The following is a 17,958-nucleotide window of genomic DNA, read 5'->3' as shown; positions in this document are numbered from 1 at the left end:
AAATCGTATAAGTATAGAACTCGCATCAATGGATGAGCGACAAATATGAGTTGGCTAACACAGTTATCCTGCGCTTGGCAGAAAAAACAGCTACAGCGTCCAGAATTGGCATCGATGTTTACCAAACCTTTGGCTAAGCAGTGGGTAGCGATTGACTGCGAAATGACGGGGCTCAATCCAAAAAAGCACCACTTATTGTCCGTCGCCGCGATTCATATCAATGGCAATACGATTGACACCGGTAATGGCATGCATATCATATGCATGCCTCCAGTGATGCCAGACCGTGATACCATTGTGATTCACGGTCTGCGTACCGCTGACGTTGAGCATGGCATGAGCTACGATGAGATGCTGGCGCGATTGCTGCCGTTTATAGGTAATCGACCGATTGTGGGGTTTTGTACGAGTTTAGATACAGCGTTTTTAAACCCTTTGGTCAAACGCTATATGGGCACGGCACTACCCAACGAAGTCATAGATTTGCGCCATTTATATAGTCGGCGCATGGGTGATCGCACTCAGGGTGTCCCCAACCAATCACAACAGCTGCGCAATATTTTAGCGCACTATAATATCCCTGATCTGGGCGCTCACGATGCTTATAACGATGCGATCATGACCGCCATGGCATTTTTACATATACGCTAGCGTGCGTTCGTATTTTGAAAATTCAGCTAAAAAGGTTTTCATCTATGCCTGCCATCTACGCGAAAACGGCAACTCATGTTAGTATAGGCGGCTTTTGCTACCGAATAAAAGATGCTCATGCGACCTACTTCTAGACTCTGTCATTCCTCCGTGCTTACCGCCAAATTATCGCCTATTTTTAGTCATTTGCGATCGTTTAATCAGACTCACAAATGGTTGGTTGCGCTGACATTAGTGGCAGCCCCGCTGTATGCGCAAGCAGCATTGCCCAAAGCTATTCAAGCGGCATTATCACGAGCTGACTTAATAGAAGCTGATATTAGTATCATCATCACACCAGTTGGTGATAAAAACGCCAGTCACCTGCCCGCTCCGATTCAGGTAATCGATAGCAGCTCGGATAGCTCCTCTAAAAGGATTTCTCAACCGAAACAAACCGCTAACGTAAATTCTGACATAAAGGGTAACGCCCAGACAGCCACGCAAAATAATAATGACAAACTCAATGAGAACAGCCATCTGCTCCAACAGAGTACATTGGTTACCATTGAGCGGCGAACCATTGAAAAACATGAGCAAAAACTGCATGCTTACACCGATGATCCTTACACTTATCAAAGCTTAGAAAGTATCCCAACGATATTGGGCGATAAGGCAAAAACAACCATCATTAACAACGATGGTAGTAATGCCAATATTACAGAAAATAGCGATAAAACCAGTAATGTTAATACTGATGCTGCATCCATAAAGATTTCATTTTCACCAATATTGAATCACCAATCCGATATCGCTCGCACGCCTGCCAGCACCATGAAGCTCGTTCCCAGCTTTATTGCTTTAGACACCCTAGGCGCTGATTTTGTCTGGCATACCCGTGTCTATCATACAGGCCTTGTCATCGGTGACCGCTTACATGGTGATCTGATTATTCAAGGCAGTGGTGACCCAAAAATGACCCACGAGCGTTTAAAACAGCTTCTCTATAAAGTAAAATCATCAGGTATTCATCATATCGAGGGTGATATTATTGTCGACAGTGCCGTCTTTAAAAATGTCACTAAAGATCCTGCCGCCTTTGATAACTCACCACTGCGCCCTTATAACGCCAGTCCCGATGGCTTTTTGGTGAATTTCAGTACCATTGGTATCAAAAGCTATCCGTTAAACGATGACCAAGCAAGCCTGACTTATACACCGCAATTAGCAAATTATGATTTGCCCAGCATAATAGATACGCGCTCAGCTGCTTGTGGACAAGCGCGTTATAGTCTCGCACCGCAGTGGCAAACGAAAAAGCTTGTGTTAAATACCGGTTTGCCCAATAGCTGCCAAGAGCACGCTTTTTATGTCGCTTATCCTGATGCCAAAGATTTTTCGGCACGTGTTGTCGCCGCAAAATGGCAAGAGCTAGGCAATACCTTAAGTGGCGATGTCATCACCCAAGAAACGCCTTACACTACAGCAAAAAGCATTAAACCCACGCATGGTTTGTCAGCACTGTCTATGTCCCCGCTGCCCATTGCCAGCTATCCGTCCTTGAATTTGACTCAGCAAATTTATGATATCAATCACTTCTCAAACAATGTCATGACTGAACAAGTGGCTCTATCGATTGGCGCTTATAGCCAATCCACTATGGTGAAAAATAAAACCAAAGCAAATAGTATTGAAGCAATTAACGTTGAAGCCATTAATATTAAAAGCAACGCAGAATCTGATATAACTAGTGCAAATAGCGATACACCAAGCAATGTCAAAGCCGCAAATAATAAAGCTGCAAATAATAAACCCATAAATGAGCAGACAACCAGCTTATATCAGTTTGGCAAACCTGCTGTTACGGACTATCCTGCGGCCTTACAAACGATAAATCAGTGGTGGCAGAGCCATCTGAACACCCCAGCACCGTATCTAACCAATGGCTCAGGACTCTGCCGTGATTGTACGATAACGGCTGCCAACTTAAGCGAGCTATTAACTTACGCTTATAGCCATCCAAGCTTCGATGCTTATGTCAATTCGTTAGGCATCGCTGGAGTCAGTGGTACCATTGCTGCTCATGGCGCACGCTTACCCGATTCAGCCGCCACAGGGCGTGCATGGATAAAAACGGGTACTCTAAATAATGTCACCTCAATGGCAGGCTATGTCAAAGGGTTGTCGGGACAAGATTATGTCGTTGTTGGACTCATTAATAGTGAGCAAGCATTAAACGCTTATACGGCTAGACCCGTGTTAGATGCGATGCTTGATTGGACAGCGCAGCATTAAGTGTTTTTAACATCCTATTTTTCACCTTTATAAAGGGTCGCTCATGTCACGCAAGACAACCAATCTCAATAAATCCAAGACTCATTCAAATCGCAGTGCGCTACCGAAAAATCATGAGTCAGCTCAATCCCAACTGGCACAATATGTGGGTTTTTTTGCGGTGGGCTATATTCTTGCCAGCGCAATATTTATGATGATTCAAACCAAACTTGCTCTGAATTCGCAACTGGTGACTGTGCTCTCTATCATTATCGGTGCTTATATTGCAGTCAGTAAATTTATTAAGCATCAACAGCGCGCCCTTAGTAAAAGTGAAATCAATCGCTTAATGTTTGGCGGCGTCGCAGTAGTTTGGTTACTCACTGCTATTTATTTCTTAGGCATATGGTTCTTTTTATTTGATGCAGTGAATCGTGAAGTATTGATTGAGATGGCTATGCAACAACCTCTCCCGCTCATTTCTGCCATAGTCATGATATTGGTACTGACTTTTATCAGTGCCCGCATCAGTATTTTGGCGCTGAATCATCTCCTTAACCCCAAACGTAAAACAGGGTGAACACGCGCTGCTGTCTACAACGTACTACAAAGTTTATTCACCATTAGGGCGTGAATTCCGTTACGCTGGTTTTAGCTGGTGTGATATTTAGCAGCTTGGGCGTGTCCTCATTTTGAAAATGGTGATAAAAATGAGATAAATTGTAGCCAAACAAGGAAAATAGCGCAGATAATATCGTCATATTGACCAGCTGTTTGACACAGTTTGGCAAGATTTAGCCATTTCTAACTCATTTAGTCGCTTTTGCTCAGATTGAGAACGCGCCCTGACCTTTAAACATTGAATCACTTTGTGCTATTGATAGGAGTCAATATTATGGACATGCTATTTTTTGACAGTATAGACAAGCTTGGACGCATCGTCTTAACGACCGTCATGGTTTACGTCTTAGTCGTGCTGACCACCAAAATCTCGGGTAAGCGCTCCACATCACAGCTCAATAACTTTGATTGGATCGTCACCGTAATGATCGGCTCATTGGGTGCTAGCACTATTTTGCTCAAAGACATCCCTTTTATCGAAGGCGTGGCCTCTATCTTGGTGCTATACCTACTACAATTTTTGGTCACCAAATACGCTTCCATCTCACCGCAATTTAGCAATTTTATTTTATCTGAGCCGCGTATTGTCTTTTATCAAGGGCAGTTTTTGCCCGATGCTATGCGAGATGAGCGGCTGACCCGTCAAGAAATCGAATGTGCCATGCGTTCTGAAGGCATGAACAGCTTCGATGATATTGAAGCCATTGTCTTTGAATCTGATGCTAAGCTGACCATCATTCCAAAACCAAGCGATAATGCTGATAGCCAAAATACAGAAGACAAAGTCTCGCAAACCATTGCTTCACTTATGTAATGTCACTTATGTAATGTCACTTGTATAATGTCATTAGAGAGTAATAGCAATTGGTTAGGGTCTGTTGAACAAACAGACATAAAAAAGGATAGCCAATCTAATCGGCTATCCTTTCTGGTTAATTTATATCTCAATGATACGCTTGCTTCAATGGCAAGCTTTCTAAAATGACAGTCTTGGTCAATAGTCTATCCAACAGGCATTACACACGTTATTTGATGCGTTGCCACGTTTGCGAACGACCAAAGAGTGGCGAACCGACATAACCTCGTAGATCTAGGCTTTGACCATTGTCACTTAACGTGAGTTTGCCAGAGTACGTCTTGCCGGACTCAGGGTCTACTAACTTACCATCGCTCCATTTATTATTACCGTCAGCCTTTAAGCCCGATAGAATCTGTAGACCTTCGATTGGCTTGTTTTTGAGGCTACCAGGACATTTGGTACAAACAGCTTTAGCCTCTTCCTTATTGAGTACTTTGATGATTTTTCCTGAGACTTTACCGTTGCTTTCATTCAGCTGAATGATGGCCTTTTTTTCACCAGTTTTATCATCAATGGTTTGCCATTGTGTGCCGTTTAAAGAGGCAGCAAAGACAGAGGTAGACAGCAGAGCACCAGCGGTAAGGGTAAGTGCACTAGATATAGTACGATTCATGAACGACTCCTTTCGTTAAAAAAACTTTCAATTGAACTTATGGTACATCAAAAAATTAGCATAAAAATATTGCATAAAGACATTGTATAATTGCTCATCACTTCTCAAGATGATTGCGAACTAAAGAACAACTGTTTGTCGAATGCTAGTAAAGCATAAAAAAAAGCTTTGTAAAAGAGGTCTTTGTTACGGCAACTTAAGCTTAGATTTTTTTTGTTACATTTTCTCACGTATTGACAGGGTAGGTATTATGAAAGTAAGAATTTTGACCGTTGGTAACAAGATGCCGAGCTGGGTACAGACTGGCTTTGATGAATATTTCAAACGTATCCAACCAATGCTCAGTACAGAAATTGTTGAACTTGCTGCCGCCAAACGTGCCAAAAACCCTTCGGATGCCAATCTTGCTCAGTATCGCGAGCAAGAAGGTCAGGCGATATTAGCCGCTCACAATGCAGCGGGACGTGAGCAATTATGGGTATTGGATGTCAAAGGAAAAATGCTCTCGACAGAAGGGTTGGCAGATAAGTTGGCCGATGCCATGCAGCAAGGCGATGATATCGCCCTAGTGATTGGTGGCGCTGACGGCGTATCACCAGAAGTATTGGCAAAAGCCGATGTGAAATGGTCATTATCCGCGCTGACGTTGCCGCACCCATTAGTACGTGTGGTCTTGATGGAGCAACTATATCGGGCGATGAGTGTCAATCACAACCATCCCTACCATCGTGGCAATTAAAAATCGTAGTTACTCGAAATTATAGTAACTGAAAATAGCATGAGCAAATGTGCTAATAAATGACTGCTTGCTTAAGACAGATATAGTCGATTCAATTTAAAAAGAATACAGCTTAAAAAGAATACAGTGCTGCTACGATGAGTTTTTCGAAGCCTCTGAAGGGCAAAGCGCACAGTAAGCGAGGAAAACTCATGTCAGCAGAACGCTGTTTTTAGCATACCGTTTTTATTTTGAACTGGTTATACCTCATCAAAACGATTGAAAAATGAGCATATGCCCTAATAAACGGAACATGAAATATCCAAAACGAGCGACACCGAACGCCCCTTATGCGCATCAGCGACGTGAGCAACCTCACCAAGAGACGCATACGCCCATTACGACCACAGCAGCTTTGGCAAACGCCCAAGCTGGGCAGTCAACTGCGACCAACTTAGCCAAGCTACCAGCGGTATTTATCTCGCATGGTGCCCCAACGCTGGCGATTGAGCAATCGGCCACGACCAGTGCACTGGCTCGTATCGGGCAAAACCTACCCAAGCCACGTGCCGTCGTTATTATGTCGGCGCATTGGCAGTCGGCGAAGCTAGAAATCAGCAGCAACCCACAACCAAAGACGTGGCATGACTTTTCAGGTTTTGCACCTGAACTGTATGAGCTACAATATCCTGCTGCAGGTCATCCGGCACTCGCTGAATCGCTAGCACAGCAGTTAACGGCACGCGGTATTACCTGTAGCGTCAATCCGATGCGCGTCAGTGACCATGGTGTCTGGGCACCGCTCAGACATCTCTATCCGCAGGCCGATGTGCCTATCGTACAAATATCGTTGCCACGGCACTATGACAGTGCTGCCTGCTATCAGCTGGGCGCGCAACTGGCGCAACTGCGCGAGGAACAAATACTTGTCGTGGGCTCAGGCAATATCACTCATAATCTACAAGCCTTACGCTGGGAAGCCGATAGCATAGATGAGACCGCACAAGACTTTAAGCTCTGGTTGCTACAGCAGCTCAAAACAGACATCCCAGCGGCATTAGACTGGCAGCAGTATCCCAACTTTCGCGACATACACCCAAGCGACGAGCATTTACTACCGCTGTTTTTTGCCCTAGGAGCCGGTCAACGCGTCTCGGTGGTACATCAAAGCATGGCGCACCATAGCTTGGGAATGGATATCTTTCGCTTTGATTAAGCAACCATCAATCAAGCGATAGCAAAAATAAAACTACTTCTCAAAAGCTGCCTTGGTAAACAACCCTGCGCGCTCCATTTCGCCAGCGATACTAAATAAAGTAGTCTCGTCATTCATACGCCCAATCAGCTGCATGCCAATCGGCAAACCCTTTTTGCTCATGCCTACTGGCAATGACATGGCAGGCAGCCCAGTGACATTCCCCAGCAAGGTAAAGGCCATTTTTCCCAGCACTGGCTGGCTAAGCTTTTCGATCATGCCTGAGCTAAAGGCATATTTCCCCATATCAATGCCTTTATTTAGTAGACCTGCGCTACGCATGAGCATTTCATCCATACGACTTGGTGGTAGCACGCCATGCTTAACCGCAGGCGTCGGTATGGTCGGGCACAGAATCATATCGTAGGTCTCTAATAATAGACCCGTTTGATATTGGTTATCATGCCAGCCATGCTTAGCGTGTGCCAAGTCAACGGCAGAGAGCGAGCGTCCTAGCATTGCCATATTATACGTTTGCGGCTCTAGGTTCTTTATATGTTCCGCACCAAATTTGCGTTCGATATTATCAATGGTAAAGGCTGTATGCGTACAAACCACCACTAAAAAATCATGCCAAAATTGTTCGATATTAATATTCGGCTCAGCAGGCACTACACGATGACCCATACTTTCTAATTGCTTTGCCGTCTGCTCCAGTACAGCCAGTACTTCTTTGTCCACTATTGTATTGGCGACTAATGGCTGCTGGTGCAAAGCTATCGTTAATTGCCGAGGGGCGCGCATCGCTGCTTGCAAAAATGTCCCATCGGGTGGCGCAATCACATAAGGCGCGCCAATCTCAGCGCCACTCGTGGCATCGAGCATCGCAGCACTATCACGCACACTACGGGTAATCACGTGATCAGCGACCGCGCCTTCCCAACCTTCACCAAATGCGGGACCCATTGGGTTACGTCCACGACTGGGTTTGAGTCCAAACGCCCCACACCACGCTGCCGGAAAACGTATCGAACCGCCACCATCGCCAGCACCTGCCATCGGTACGATACCGCTCGCCACTGCCGCCGCGCTACCACCCGATGACCCACCAGAGCTATAGCCCTTTTTGAATGGATTATGGGTGGCACCGTGCGCTTTGGGTTCAGTGGTGATGATTAAACCAAACTCTGGCGTATTGGTCTTGCCGAAAGTATTGACACCCGTCGCTTTCATACGCTTAACGATTTCGCTGTCGTTTTCTGGCATGACATTCACGCTACGACTGCCCATCGTGATGGGTTCGTCAGCAAAATAAAATGATAGGTCTTTGAGTAAGTACGGCACACCATTAAATGCACCTGCTGGCAATCCTGCTTGCGCAGCATTATAAGCACGCTCATCAAAGCGATGAATGATGGCGTTTAACTTAGGATTCAGTGTGTTGGCTTGATGAGTCGCAGCGTCTAATAGCTCTTTGGCACTGACCTCACCTAAATTGACGAGCTTGGCTAAACCTAGGGCATCGTATTGGGTGTATTCTTTAAACATAGTAGCGTCCTTGCTGGATGGATTACTTGATTGTATCGCGTAAACAATACAGGTAGCCAGTGCAAACCTACTACTTCTTGGTAATTAAAGAAAATATAAAATTATTGTGATTTCAACTTAAAATAGATATGTAAATTAGCATAAAATATACAATAAGAAGTCACATCATTAAGCTTATAATCAATAATGTACATATTTAGATAACCAAAGGTGACTACCAAAAAACTAGTCATCAGCAGACCAAGAAATAACACGGCTTCGGTACTTTTTGTTTTTTCACTTATTTGCTCATTCTTGCTTTTAAAATAAAACCAGCAGCCATAGAAGAGTACAATTGACAGTATTAATAAAAGAATCTTTATCTTTTCTAATGAAAGTGCAAAGTAGTCAATGATACTCCACAGTAGAGTTAATATACTAAAAACTGGAAAGACAAGAAGAGCGAACATTAAAAAAACAGCTAATATGACGATAAAACTAAGGATAACCAGTCGGTAACTAGTAAATTCAATTTGCTTATTAGCAATACTATCAAGATGTATTTTATTTTCCATTGTTCTACTCCGATACATATGTACTCATAAATAAATGATATATTCAGTTATTTATAATAATATTTATAATAAGATTCAAAAAATGTAAGACCTAAACCCATAATAAAAATACTAATATAAAAAGCATCTGAAAATGGTACGCTCAACATATCAATTAATATGATCGTAGCTAATAAAAACAGAACAATACTATAAATACCCGAAGCAACATCTTCTAAAAAATATAGATACTTAGCCATCAGTTTTTTATCATACCTTTTAGCGAAATAGATACCGAAAATTACGCTAGCGATAAGCGTAGGAATCAAACCTAATATAACAACACCAAATAGAGTATTTATCGGAGTCAAACTAACGATATATTTGTGTCCTAAACTATAGAGCCAATAGGGCAAAAACCCTATGTTAAACACTAATACGACTAGTAAAATTATACTAAAAACACCAAGTCTATACTTTTCATAGTATCTCGTTATATTCTTAATACCTTTTATACTTCGCATATGCACTATCAGCATCCTCCATGACGACAAAATCAATTTGGCTAAAAAAAACTAATGTTCACTATTTTATACAGGAGTAACCTTTAAGTTTCAATGAAATATTTTAACGTTTACTATGTGATTTTCAATGTCAGACCTGAGAATCAAAAAAAAACGAGCCACTCTCGTGACTCGCTTTTTATAATTCATCAAACTTATCATCTTTTACATCAATAACTCACGCTTGCCGCTTTTACCCATCGAGCTGACCAATCCAGCCTCTTCCATTGAATCAACGATACGAGCGGCACGGTTGTAGCCGATACTAAATTTACGCTGGATACTAGACGCTGATACTTTTCGCGTCTCCATGATGAAAGCCACGGCATCATTATATAAGTCATCGTCCTCACCAGAAGCGTTGCCGCCACTACCACCACCGCCAGGACTAGACAATTCAAAGTTGCCTGCCATGTTATCAATATAATCAGGCGCACCGCGCTCACGCCAAGCATCACAGACACGATTGACCTCTTCATCGCTGACATACGCCCCATGTACACGGTCTGGCTCAATTTGCCCTGGGCCTAAAAACAGCATATCACCATTACCCAGCATGTCTTCGGCACCGCCACTGTCTAGAATCGTCCGTGAATCCACTTTTGAGTTCACACGTAACGCTGCACGAACGGGGATATTGGCTTTAATTAGACCAGTAATAACATCGACCGATGGACGCTGGGTGGCAAGCATTAAATGAATTCCTGCTGCGCGTGACTTTTGCGCAAGGCGGGTGATTAATTCTTCTGCTTGCTTACCGACCTGCATAATCATATCAGCAAACTCATCCGCGACAATGACAATCATCGGTAATGTTTTGAGCTTTGGTGCTTGGCTGATGCTCACGCTATCATTGGGTCGCCATAAAGGATCGAGCATTGGATTGCCCGATTTTTCAGCAGCGATGACCTTTTTATTAAACTCGTTAAGCTTACGTACCTTTAATAAGCTCATCAGCTGATAACGGCGCTCCATTTCTGCCACACACCATGACAAAGCACTGGCGGCTTCAGTCATATCGGTAACGACTGGCGTCAATAGATGCGGAATGTCATTATAGTTTGCCAGCTCAAGCTGCTTTGGATCAATCAAAATCAGGCGCAGCTCGTTCGGTGTATATTTGAGTAGCATAGAGAGTAGCATTGAGTTGACTAATACGGATTTACCAGAGCCTGTGGTACCAGCAACCAACATATGCGGCGCGCGCGCAAGGTCAGTAATAATAGCATTACCACCGATATCCTTACCCATCGCCATGCTGATTTGGGCTTTAGGATCTTGGAATTTTTCGGTATTCAACAGCTCAATCAAACGCACCATTTCGCGTTGTTTGTTCGGCACTTCGATACCGATATAAGGCTTGCCCGGAATGACCTCAACCACACGCAAAGATGCCATTGATAATGACCGTGCCAAATCACGTGAAATACCGGTGACTTTACTGGCTTTTACCCCAGCAGCAAGCTCTACTTCAAAGCGTGTAACGACTGGCCCCGGAATGGCATTGACTACTGCGGCCTTAACATTGAATTCTTGTAATTTAATCTCTAAGAGCTCAGACAACTTATCAAGCTCAGCAATGGTATAGCTTGGCTTACGATCAGGATCTGGCTTATCTAAAATAGAGATCTCTGGAATAGGCGTTAAGCTACTGCGATAGGCGGCCGTTTGCATCGAGCGTGATTTTTGACTAAAAGCGCCATCGTCACTGATATGCGGCATAACGGGCGTATCGCTATTATCATCGCGGCTGTCATCCTCAGGCATCATATCCGTAATATGGTTGCCGCTATCACCCTCTGGCACCGCAAAGCTGACCGTTGGCTTAGATGCGACTATCGGTTCAGCAGCTGGCGCTGAAACGTTGGTTTCTACCTTAGGAGGTAATGCTGGGTTGGTCGGTGGCGTATTGGTCGGGGTCATATCAGCGACTGGTGCGACGATACTTACATCATCCTCTTCTGGAGCAGGACTTTGTATTGACAATGAGCTTTCCCATTGCTCTTCATTTGATAACTTGTCTGCTAACTTGTTTGATGATCCAGCAGAGGCGTCATAAGTATTATCCGCTGCCGTCTTTAGTGCTGGCTGCTCGGGTTCATTAGTATCTTCTTCTGTTTCTTGAGAAGGTGAAACAGGCGCATGTTCTGACAACCAAGATTCTGCCAATGTATCAACCGCTTCGTTCGTTTCATCTGTTGCATGGCTGTCATCTGATGCCATAGTCTGAGGCGCATCGGCAGAATTAGGCGCGATTTGCTTGCTTGCTGTCTCTGTAATTGCTTGGTCGACATCTTCTTTATTAGGACTAACAGTAGAGCTCGCGCTTGGTGTCTCCAGCTCTAGCGTTGCCATGTCTGTTGCCGTGTTTGTAGACACTGCTGTCTCTTTTGGCGACTCAGCATTATTGATATAAGCAGGAGTAGCAGAATCATGAGTGGCGCTGTGGATGCTCTGGTCGTAAATAGCCATATCGCTTGCCAATAAGTCATCAACAGTATTGGCATCATTCCAAGCAAAACTCGGCTCTACTTTACGGCTAGGAGTCGTGACAGGGCTTGGGGTAGCAGATACCTTATTATCACTAAAGTTGCTTACGCCAGCGCTACTAGGCGTGGCAGGTACGCTTTGTAAATGCTCGCTCTCACCCGCTGCTGCCATAGAAGCTTTTACACTGGCACCCAAGCCAGAACTCGCTAAAAATTCGGTGAGTACATGATTAAAGCGACCACTGCTATCGGATTGTTGCGTATTAGCCTCATGCTCAGTTGCTTGCAGCTCAAGGGACAGCTGGTCATACTCCGGAACAGCGTGCGATACCTTTTCGTCGGTTAGGGCTTCATTATGCTGCTGACGACTCTTTTCAGCGGCCTGCACACTCTCAGACTGACTATCTTGGTTTTTTACACCAGAACCAAGCCATGACAGGGTCATGATTTTTCGGTATATCGCGAGCCAATGAATATTAAAAGCAAAAGTCGCCGTAATAATTACGAATACCGTTAAAAAAACCACACTCCCCCACTGCGACAATAATTGAGCCAAACGCGCTTGCAGTTCGAGACCGATGATACCACCCGCGACCCCTGTCAGACCTGTGGTAACTGGATCTGCTATTTGCTGCACTAAAGCGACCAACTGCGCAAATAAGGCGCTGGCACTTAGAATCAAAAACACGTAAGCGACTACACGTAGCAACCAAAACGTCGGCTTATTGTCCCACCAAATAAGAATAGACTCATAGACCACAAACGCCAACAACCACCATGCGCCAAAACCAAAAAAGCTATAAAGCAGGTCAGACAACCACGCCCCCATCTCGCCACCCATATTGTTAATGGTGGTCATGTCACTACTGATGTGCGACCAACTAGGATCGTTGCCTGTATACGTCATCAGAATGACAAACAGATAAACGGCCAGTATTAACCCAAGGAGGGTAAATATTCCCTTTTTTAAATACTCAATAAGCGGTGCTGATATCACGTAAAATCTGCCTTGTTATTAATACTAAATGGTCGCCAGTGCATGACTAAGCCTAATCATGCTGACATAAAGTGTTGACATAAATGTACCGAGCGAAGTGTTTGTTTGGCAGGTGCCGATCATAGAGCCTTTAAACAACCGTTATCGCTTGGCTCCTACTACACTTGGCATAACTTCTTATAATAACAAATACATAGGTGCAGTGGCGACAGTCTTATAAAGAAAGCGTGTAAGAAAGTAAATCAATAGACACTTTGCACAAGAAAACAGCTGGTTAGCGAAACATTAGTGGCAAAATATTGCTCACTGTATTGCCTAAATTCTATAAAATAGCCTCTGTTTTTTGCACTTATATTCCAAAGCTATTTATTCTTTGATTCTAATAATACCTGTGTTTGTTTTAGCAAACTTGCACTTTGTGCGCTGTGCCCTTATGTTATTATCTCATAGCAATTAGAAAAACTATATTAGTCGCACCTTTTGACGTTTGTCTTTTTATTATATTTATCACTCACATTTTTAATTCGTATATTTTGCAAGGAACCACTCATGGCAACTGATACTACCGCTCCACGTCACGAAAAGCTCATTATTTTAGGCTCAGGCCCTGCGGGTTACTCTGCCGCGGTCTATGCTGCGCGCGCTAACCTCAAGCCCGTTATGGTCACTGGTATGGAAGTGGGTGGACAATTAACCACCACCACCGAAGTCGACAACTGGCCGGGCGATGCTCATGATTTGACAGGCCCTGCACTGATGGAACGCATGAAAGCTCATGCTGAACGTTTTGGTACAGAATTGGTTTATGACCATATCAATGATGTCAATTTAAGCGAGCGTCCTTTTCAATTGACAGGTAACAATGGCACCTATACTTGTGATGCCTTGATTATCTCAACGGGTGCGTCTGCACAGTATTTGGGGCTAGAGTCAGAAACCAAATTTAAAGGCTTAGGCGTGTCAGCTTGTGCCACTTGCGATGGGTTCTTTTATAAAGACCAAAAAGTCGCGGTGATTGGCGGTGGCAATACAGCTGTCGAAGAAGCCTTGTACTTATCCAATATTGCTGCTGAAGTCACGCTAGTACATCGCCGTGATGGTTTACGCTCTGAAAAAATCTTACAAGATAAATTGTTCGAAAAAGCCAAGAATGGCAACGTCAAAATCGAATGGAACCATCAAGTAAAAGAAGTCGTCGGTGATGACATGGGCGTCAATGGCGTCGTTATTGAATCTATGATTGATGGCAGTACTAAGCAACTAGATGTATTTGGTATGTTTGTCGCCATTGGTCACAAGCCTAATACCGATCTATTCAAAGGTCAGCTCGACATGAAAGACGGCTATCTTATCGTTAACAGTGGCCTAAATGGTAATGCCACACAAACCAGTATCGAAGGTGTGTTTGCAGCAGGCGACGTGGCTGATCACGTCTATCGTCAAGCCATCACTTCTGCTGGCACTGGCTGTATGGCCGCGCTTGATGCTGAAAAATACTTGGATGCCATTGGCGAAGCCACTGCGTTAGACCATACTTATGCGTCAACGCTGACTGCTGATCAAGAAGACTAAATGAACAGCTTCTCACAATATAACGCCAATAACAACGAGCAGCTTATCACGCCTGAGACCTTAAAAAGTCTTGGGCGTTATGACTTTCCTGATCCTATTTCTATTGATCCTGATGGAGTCGGTATTGTCGCCATGGGCGGTGACTTAGCACCCGAGACGCTCATCTCTGCTTATGCGCAAGGCTTGTTTCCTTGGTTTAATGAAGATGAGCCTATCGCTTGGTGGTGCCCTGAACCGCGCTGCGTGATTGTGCCGACCGACTATCAACCCAGCAAATCTCTACGCAAGCAAGCAAGCCGCGCGCGTTGGCAAGTGACACTCAATCAAGCTTTTGATGACGTCATTCACGCCTGTAGTTTACCGCGCAGTGATGGTCTCAATACTGACCTACCTGAGGGCGAGCACACGTGGATTCATGATGAGATGATCGAGGCTTATACCAAACTACATGCTCATGGATTTGCACATAGTATCGAAGTTTGGGATGACGCAGGCACACTCATTGGTGGATTGTACGGATTAAAAATAGGCAATATCTATTTTGGCGAGTCGATGTTTCACCGTTCATCCAACGCCTCTAAGTTAGCATTTTGGGGTTTGATGCGCTTATGTGAGCAGAGCAACGTGGCACTCGTAGACTGCCAATTACCCAATGAGCATCTCATGAGCTTAGGTGCGACCACCCTACCACGTGCTGAATTTCTTTCCCAATTGGATACGCTAATAGCCACTCATTCAGTCAAATGGCAAAAGAACTCTCACAAGTCCCTAAGTGTATCGCTCCTTGAGAGCAAGGAATCTTGGCAGCTCAACTCATGATGGTGGTGACAGCGACAAAACAACGAGGTTATTATGGCACCTGATACATCATTTTTATTAATTGGAAAGCTGGCGAGCGAAGCCAATACCACCAAAGACACCGTGCGTCATTATGATGAGCTAGGGCTACTCAAGTCGCGTAAGCGACAAGCAGGCTCACGGCTCTATACTGAGTTTCATCCTGAATGCGTTGAGCGCATTGAGTTGATTAAGAGCGCACAAGCTATTGGCTTTACGCTCACTGAAATCAGAGACAGTCTTAATGACTATTATGATGGGCAGCTCGATATTGATTTACAGCTAAGTCTCACTCAGCAAAAACTGGCTCAAGTCAAAAAACAGCAGGCCAATATCAATGTCATGGTAGAGCTCTTAAGCGAGCGCATCGAAATATTAGAACGCATGCAAGCAGATAGTGACTATGAGCTCGATATTGAAGTCTGCAAAAAGACCATCCCCGAGTAATCTAGAGCCTGTCTTCATTCCTAACGTTTATCAATCCAATAGCATCTGTACTATTTATGGCTATTAAAGATACACACGCTGCATAATCAACGCATCAATGGCTGGGCGATGAGGCATTTGGTAGTAGCCTTTACGCCGATGAATCACTGCCAACCCTTGCTGCTCGTACAAAGCAATCGCTGAAAAATTGTCTGCGCGTACTTCTAATAGTAAATTTTCCACCTTATTATTCATCAATTCAGTATTCAATTTAGCAAAAACTTGCGAGGCAATACCTTGGCGTTGGTAATCAGGATGCGTGCCGATGCGCAGTATCTCTGCTTGCTCAAAGATAACTTGATAGAGACAGTAGCCAACGACTTTATCAATTTGATAAACGACCAATAAATCAATACTATCTTGCTCAAGCAATTCTATTATTGTCTGATAACCCCAAGCATCTTGCGGCTGTACCATAGTTTCAATATTTGCTACTGCTTGAATCATGTGTTCAAACTCTATTGCATCAATTAGCAGCTCTTCTATATTTTCTATAGTGAACATGGCCTATCCTTTATTCTTATTAGGGTCTATTTTATCGTAAATACTGATTTTTATTTGCTCATATCACTCAATCAACTTATTTCATCCAAAAAAAAGCCACCCTCAATAAAGAGAGCGGCTTTTTCATAACTAACTTACAAGCTCATTACTGAGACTGATAGATTAGTTCAATACGTTAGCAACAACACCAGCGCCTACAGTACGGCCGCCTTCACGAATAGCGAAGCGAAGACCTTTGTCCATAGCGATTGGGTGGATAAGCTCTACGCCCATCTCAACGTTATCACCAGGCATTACCATTTCAGTACCGTCTTGTAATTGGATTGCGCCAGTTACGTCAGTAGTACGGAAGTAGAACTGTGGACGATAGCCGTTTAGGAATGGTGTGTGACGACCACCCTCTTCTTTGCTCAATACATATACTTCAGCGTCAAACTTGGTGTGAGGCGTGATTGAACCTGGCTTAGCAAGTACTTGGCCACGTTGTACGTCTTCACGCTTAGTACCACGTAGTAGTACGCCACAGTTTTCGCCTGCACGACCTTCGTCAAGCAGTTTACGGAACATCTCTACACCAGTACAGGTGGTTTTTTGAGTGTCACGGATACCGACGATTTCGATTTCGTCACCAACTTTAACGATACCAGATTCAACACGGCCCGTTACAACAGTACCACGACCTGAGATTGAGAATACGTCTTCGATTGGCATTAGGAATGCTTTGTCGATGTCACGCTCTGGCTCTGGGATGTAGGTGTCAAGAACGTTTAGTAGTTCTACGACAGCTGGTTGGCCATATTTTTCTTGTGAGCCTTTTAGAGCTTCAGTAGCTGAACCATGGATGATTGGGGTGTCATCACCTGGGAAGTCATAGTCGCTTAGTAATTCACGAACTTCCATTTCTACTAGTTCAAGCAATTCTTCGTCGTCAACAACGTCGCACTTGTTCATGAATACGACGATGTACGGTACGCCAACCTGACGTGAAAGCAGGATGTGCTCACGTGTTTGTGGCATAGGGCCGTCAGTTGCAGATACTACTAGGATTGCGCCGTCCATCTGGGCTGCACCGGTGATCATGTTTTTAACATAATCGGCGTGACCTGGGCAATCAACGTGAGCGTAGTGACGTGCTGGGGTGTCATATTCTACGTGTGAGGTGTTGATGGTGATGCCACGTGCTTTTTCTTCTGGGGCTGAGTCAATAGACGCGTAGTCTTTGGCTTCGCCACCTGAGGTGATTGCTGCTACGGTTGCGATAGCGGCTGTTAGGGTTGTTTTACCATGGTCAACGTGTCCGATGGTACCGACGTTGACGTGTGGCTTGCTGCGTTCAAACTTGGCCTTTGCCATGGGTATTTCCTCTTTTTTTGGTGAATCTTTATCAGTCAAAGATCGATGAATAGCTGTTTGACGGCTTATGATGCGTACAAAACCATCAAACCGTTGACGCTATGGCTTATCTACTAAAAATTACTTTATCGTATTGCTGTTAAATGCTTTAGTACAATGTAAACAC

At 44.2% G+C, this 17,958-nt stretch carries 15 protein-coding genes; 9 read left to right on the top strand and 6 right to left on the bottom strand.

Annotation, left to right across the window (positions count from 1 at the left end; translation table 11 throughout):
* Positions 1–45 precede the first annotated feature (45 nt).
* The 4 genes from ACMFL8_RS02620 to ACMFL8_RS02605 all read left to right on the top strand — a co-directional run bounded on the left by ACMFL8_RS02620 (position 46) and on the right by ACMFL8_RS02605 (position 4,339).
* Entirely contained in the window at positions 46–651 is a 606-nt protein-coding gene (locus ACMFL8_RS02620; protein WP_413190018.1) for a 3'-5' exonuclease, read from the top strand.
* Between the two features lie 117 nt (positions 652–768).
* On the top strand, positions 769–2,925 hold the full coding sequence (locus ACMFL8_RS02615; protein WP_413190017.1) for a D-alanyl-D-alanine carboxypeptidase/D-alanyl-D-alanine-endopeptidase: 2,157 nt from the start codon (positions 769–771) through the stop codon (positions 2,923–2,925).
* Between the two features lie 43 nt (positions 2,926–2,968).
* Positions 2,969–3,484, top strand: a complete 516-nt coding sequence (locus ACMFL8_RS02610) for an ABZJ_00895 family protein (RefSeq protein WP_189586837.1) — start codon at positions 2,969–2,971, stop codon at positions 3,482–3,484.
* Positions 3,485–3,799: 315 nt separating this feature from the next.
* Positions 3,800–4,339, top strand: coding sequence for a DUF421 domain-containing protein (locus ACMFL8_RS02605; RefSeq protein WP_194621211.1), 540 nt, complete (start codon positions 3,800–3,802; stop codon positions 4,337–4,339).
* Between the two features lie 211 nt (positions 4,340–4,550).
* Here ACMFL8_RS02605 and ACMFL8_RS02600 read toward each other — a convergent pair whose 3' ends face one another.
* A complete protein-coding gene (locus tag ACMFL8_RS02600) occupies positions 4,551–4,997 on the bottom strand; it encodes a DUF2147 domain-containing protein (RefSeq protein ID WP_010196496.1) in 447 nt (148 codons plus the stop codon).
* 250 nt (positions 4,998–5,247) lie between these two features.
* On the opposite strand from ACMFL8_RS02600, the gene rlmH reads away from it, so the two are divergent.
* Together rlmH and ACMFL8_RS02590 are read left to right on the top strand one after the other, a co-directional pair.
* The gene (gene rlmH, locus ACMFL8_RS02595; protein WP_010196493.1) at positions 5,248–5,736 is read left to right on the top strand and encodes a 23S rRNA (pseudouridine(1915)-N(3))-methyltransferase RlmH; all 489 of its coding nucleotides are present in this window, start codon (positions 5,248–5,250) and stop codon (positions 5,734–5,736) included.
* A 292-nt stretch (positions 5,737–6,028) separates the two neighbouring features.
* Positions 6,029–6,931: a DODA-type extradiol aromatic ring-opening family dioxygenase gene (locus ACMFL8_RS02590; RefSeq protein WP_413190016.1), complete on the top strand. Its 903-nt coding sequence runs from the start codon at positions 6,029–6,031 to the stop codon at positions 6,929–6,931.
* Positions 6,932–6,964: 33 nt separating this feature from the next.
* On the opposite strand, the gene ACMFL8_RS02585 is transcribed toward ACMFL8_RS02590, so the two are convergent.
* The 3 genes from ACMFL8_RS02585 to ACMFL8_RS02575 form a co-directional block, all read right to left on the bottom strand.
* Positions 6,965–8,458 (bottom strand): amidase, encoded by a 1,494-nt coding sequence (locus ACMFL8_RS02585; RefSeq protein ID WP_413190015.1) that lies wholly within the window; start codon positions 8,456–8,458, stop codon positions 6,965–6,967.
* A gap of 601 nt (positions 8,459–9,059) precedes the next feature.
* Positions 9,060–9,515, bottom strand: a complete 456-nt coding sequence (locus ACMFL8_RS02580) for a hypothetical protein (protein WP_413190014.1) — start codon at positions 9,513–9,515, stop codon at positions 9,060–9,062.
* Between the two features lie 204 nt (positions 9,516–9,719).
* Positions 9,720–13,040 (bottom strand): DNA translocase FtsK 4TM domain-containing protein, encoded by a 3,321-nt coding sequence (locus ACMFL8_RS02575; RefSeq protein ID WP_413190013.1) that lies wholly within the window; start codon positions 13,038–13,040, stop codon positions 9,720–9,722.
* A gap of 549 nt (positions 13,041–13,589) precedes the next feature.
* Here ACMFL8_RS02575 and trxB point away from each other — a divergent pair.
* Genes trxB through ACMFL8_RS02560 form a run of 3 tightly spaced genes read left to right on the top strand, consistent with a single transcriptional unit; the run spans position 13,590 to position 15,896 of the window.
* A complete protein-coding gene (trxB, locus tag ACMFL8_RS02570; protein WP_240216689.1) occupies positions 13,590–14,612 on the top strand; it encodes a thioredoxin-disulfide reductase in 1,023 nt (340 codons plus the stop codon).
* Entirely contained in the window at positions 14,613–15,431 is an 819-nt protein-coding gene (gene aat, locus ACMFL8_RS02565; protein WP_201593526.1) for a leucyl/phenylalanyl-tRNA--protein transferase, read from the top strand.
* Positions 15,432–15,464: 33 nt separating this feature from the next.
* Positions 15,465–15,896 (top strand): MerR family transcriptional regulator, encoded by a 432-nt coding sequence (locus ACMFL8_RS02560; RefSeq protein WP_240216690.1) that lies wholly within the window; start codon positions 15,465–15,467, stop codon positions 15,894–15,896.
* Between the two features lie 63 nt (positions 15,897–15,959).
* On the opposite strand, the gene rimI is transcribed toward ACMFL8_RS02560, so the two are convergent.
* Together rimI and tuf are read right to left on the bottom strand one after the other, a co-directional pair.
* Positions 15,960–16,439 carry a ribosomal protein S18-alanine N-acetyltransferase gene (rimI, locus tag ACMFL8_RS02555; RefSeq protein ID WP_413190012.1) on the bottom strand — a complete coding sequence of 160 codons (480 nt, stop codon included), beginning with the start codon at positions 16,437–16,439 and terminating at the stop codon, positions 15,960–15,962.
* A gap of 162 nt (positions 16,440–16,601) precedes the next feature.
* Complete coding sequence (gene tuf, locus ACMFL8_RS02550) at positions 16,602–17,792, bottom strand: elongation factor Tu (RefSeq protein WP_010201720.1); 1,191 nt, start codon at positions 17,790–17,792, stop codon at positions 16,602–16,604.
* Positions 17,793–17,958: the final 166 nt, after the last annotated feature.

Origin of the sequence: Psychrobacter sp. AT9 (genome assembly GCF_047272965.1) — a bacterium.
GTDB classification, from domain to species: domain Bacteria; phylum Pseudomonadota; class Gammaproteobacteria; order Pseudomonadales; family Moraxellaceae; genus Psychrobacter; species Psychrobacter glaciei.
The sequence above is the reverse complement of the archived record's forward strand: the minus strand, read 5'-3'. Positions and strand labels throughout refer to the sequence as shown.